Origin of the sequence: Mycobacterium sp. (genome assembly GCF_040398885.1) — a bacterium.
Taxonomy (GTDB): domain Bacteria; phylum Actinomycetota; class Actinomycetes; order Mycobacteriales; family Mycobacteriaceae; genus Mycobacterium.
Window position 1 is genome coordinate 1 of record NZ_JBBATF010000274.1, and the last position, 2237, is coordinate 2237.

At 70.7% G+C, this 2237-nt stretch carries 4 protein-coding genes; 3 read left to right on the forward strand and 1 reads right to left on the reverse strand.

Features of this window, described 5'->3' with window-relative positions:
* Window positions 1-692, forward strand: a 692-nt coding sequence (locus ADBZ5U_RS15915) for a SagB/ThcOx family dehydrogenase (protein WP_526811814.1), incomplete at its 5' end; no start/stop codon positions are given.
* A complete protein-coding gene (locus ADBZ5U_RS15920; RefSeq protein WP_526811816.1) occupies window positions 689-1090 on the forward strand; it encodes a DUF2784 family protein in 402 nt (133 codons plus the stop codon). The genes ADBZ5U_RS15915 and ADBZ5U_RS15920, both read left to right, overlap by 4 nt.
* On the opposite strand, the gene ADBZ5U_RS15925 is transcribed toward ADBZ5U_RS15920, so the two are convergent.
* The gene (locus ADBZ5U_RS15925; protein ID WP_526811817.1) at window positions 1044-1850 is read right to left on the reverse strand and encodes a ParA family protein; all 807 of its coding nucleotides are present in this window, start codon (window positions 1848-1850) and stop codon (window positions 1044-1046) included. The genes ADBZ5U_RS15920 and ADBZ5U_RS15925 overlap by 47 nt on opposite strands.
* A gap of 28 nt (window positions 1851-1878) precedes the next feature.
* On the opposite strand from ADBZ5U_RS15925, the gene ADBZ5U_RS15930 reads away from it, so the two are divergent.
* Window positions 1879-2237 (forward strand): histidine phosphatase family protein (locus tag ADBZ5U_RS15930; protein ID WP_526811819.1); only part of this gene is annotated, 359 nt, incomplete at its 3' end.

The window sequence follows — 2237 nt, forward strand, 5'->3', positions numbered from 1 at the left end:
GAGCGATGAGGGCCTTTCGGCGCGCGACTGCTGCGGCCTGCGCCCTGGTAGTGCTGGCTGGCAGCGGTTGCGCGAACCGGACCGCGCCGGCCGGTGAGATTCCGGCCTGGGGCCACGAGAGCGTGCGATTCCTGGGGCCCGCCGACGAGTTGGGCGAGGGCGGCCTGCTCGACGCCATGGGCCGGCGCAGTTCGGTGCGCGACCGTTCCGGTGAGCCGATCAGCGACCGGCAGTTCGCGGCGCTGCTGTGGTCGGCGCAAGGGGTGTCCGCGCCGTCGGGCGCACGCACCGTCCCCTCGGCGGGCGCGCTATATCCGCTGGAAACCTACGTCCTCACCCCACAACAAGTCTTGCGCTACATCCCCCGGACGGCCTCCGTCGAGGTCCGCACCGACGCGCAGGCCAAGGCCGCTGTGGCACAGGCGATCTCTGGGACACCTGCCTCGCGGGCCTACGCCATCGTCGTGATCACCGGGGTACCGGGCCGGATCACCGGTAAGTACGACGAGCGCGGCATCCGCTACATGTGGATGGAAGCCGGACACGCGGCGCAGAACCTCCTGCTGGCCGCCGCGATGGGTCTGGGGCGCGTGACGATCGGTGCCTTCGACGACGCCGGGGCCGCCAGCGCATTGACGCTGTCAGAAAGGGAGATCCCGCTCTACCTGATCCCGGACGGGCTCCCCGGGTGATAGGGCCGGCCCTTCTCGCCGACGCGGTGTTGGCGTTCCACGGCGTGTTCATCGCGTGGGCGGCGCTGGGCGGGCTGGCCGTGTGGCGGCGGCCCCGACTGGCGGTGCTGCACCTGCCCGCGCTGGCGTGGGCGGTGTGGATCGAGACCTCCGGCCGGACCTGCCCGCTGACCCCGCTGGAGAACTCGCTGCGCCGCGCCGCCGGCCAGGCCGGGTACAGCGGCGGCTTCGTCGACCACTACCTCGGCCCGGTCATCTACCCCGCCGGGCTGACCCGCGAGGGCCAGTGGCTCATCGCCGGAGGCCTCGCGCTGTTCAACGCGGTGGTCTACGGACTGCTGATCCGGCGGCTCAGAGCTCTAGGGTCGGCAACTTCTTGCCGTTCTTCCAGTACTTGAGCAGGTTCCCGGCCAGCTCCCCGTAAGCCAGCGCGCCTTTGTTCTTCCTGCCCGACAGCGCCGACGAACCCGAGGCGCTGGCCTCGGCGAACCGCACGGTGCGCGGGATCGGCGGGCTCAGCACCGGCAGGTCGTAGCGGTCGGCGACGTCGAAGAGCACGTCGCGGCTGTGGGTGGTGCGCGAGTCGAACAGCGTCGGCAGCGCACCGAGCAGCGTCAGCTTCGGGTTGGTGATCTGCTGGACGTCGGCGACGGTGCGCAGGAACTGGCCGACACCTCGGTGCGCCAGCGTCTCGCACTGCAGCGGCACGATCACGTCGTCGGCGGCGGTCAGGCCGTTGAGGGTCAGCACGCCCAGCGACGGCGGGCAGTCGATGACCACCACGTCGAAGCCGTGGTCGGGGGAGGCGTCCAGCTTCTCCAGCGCCCGCTTGAGCGCGTACTCCCGGCCGGCCCGCATCAGCAGCATGGCCTCCGCGCCGGCCAGGTCGATGTTGGCCGGCAGCAGACTCATCCCTTCCGGGGTGGTCACCAGCGCCGCTTCGGGCGCGACCTCGCCGAGGAGGACCTCGTGCACCGACACCGGCAGCTTGTCGGGGTCGGTGCCCAGCGAAAAGGACAGACATCCCTGCGGGTCGAGGTCGACGAGCAGCACCCGTCTGCCCTCCCGCACGAACGCCGCACCCAGCGAGGCGACCGTCGTCGTCTTCGCCACCCCACCCTTTTGATTGGCCACTGCCAGTACTCTCACGCCGACCATCCTCTCAGGTGGGGCAGAATCACTCGACGTGAGTGTCGGTGAGCATCGGTTGGTCCTACTCCGGCACGGCGAGACGGAGTGGTCCCGGGACCGCAAACACACCAGCCACACCGACCTGGACCTGACCGAAATCGGCCGTCGACAGGCCGAACTGGCAGCCATCACGCTGGCGCGGCTGGACCTGGACGAGCCGCTGGTCGTCAGCAGCCCCCGCAGGCGGGCGGTGGCCACCGCCGAGTTGGCCGGCCTGACCGTCGACGAGATCTCCCCGCTGCTGGTCGAGTGGGACTACGGCGACTACGAGGGCCTGACCACCCACCAGATCCGCACCCGGACGCCGGGGTGGCTGTTGTGGACCTACGGCTGCCCGGGCGGGGAGAGCGTGGA

Coding starts and splice junctions, on each gene's coding strand:
- ADBZ5U_RS15925 (WP_526811817.1), bottom strand. CDS start 1,850: ATGGTCGGCGTGAGAGTACTGGCAGTGGCCAATCAAAAGGGTGGGGTG.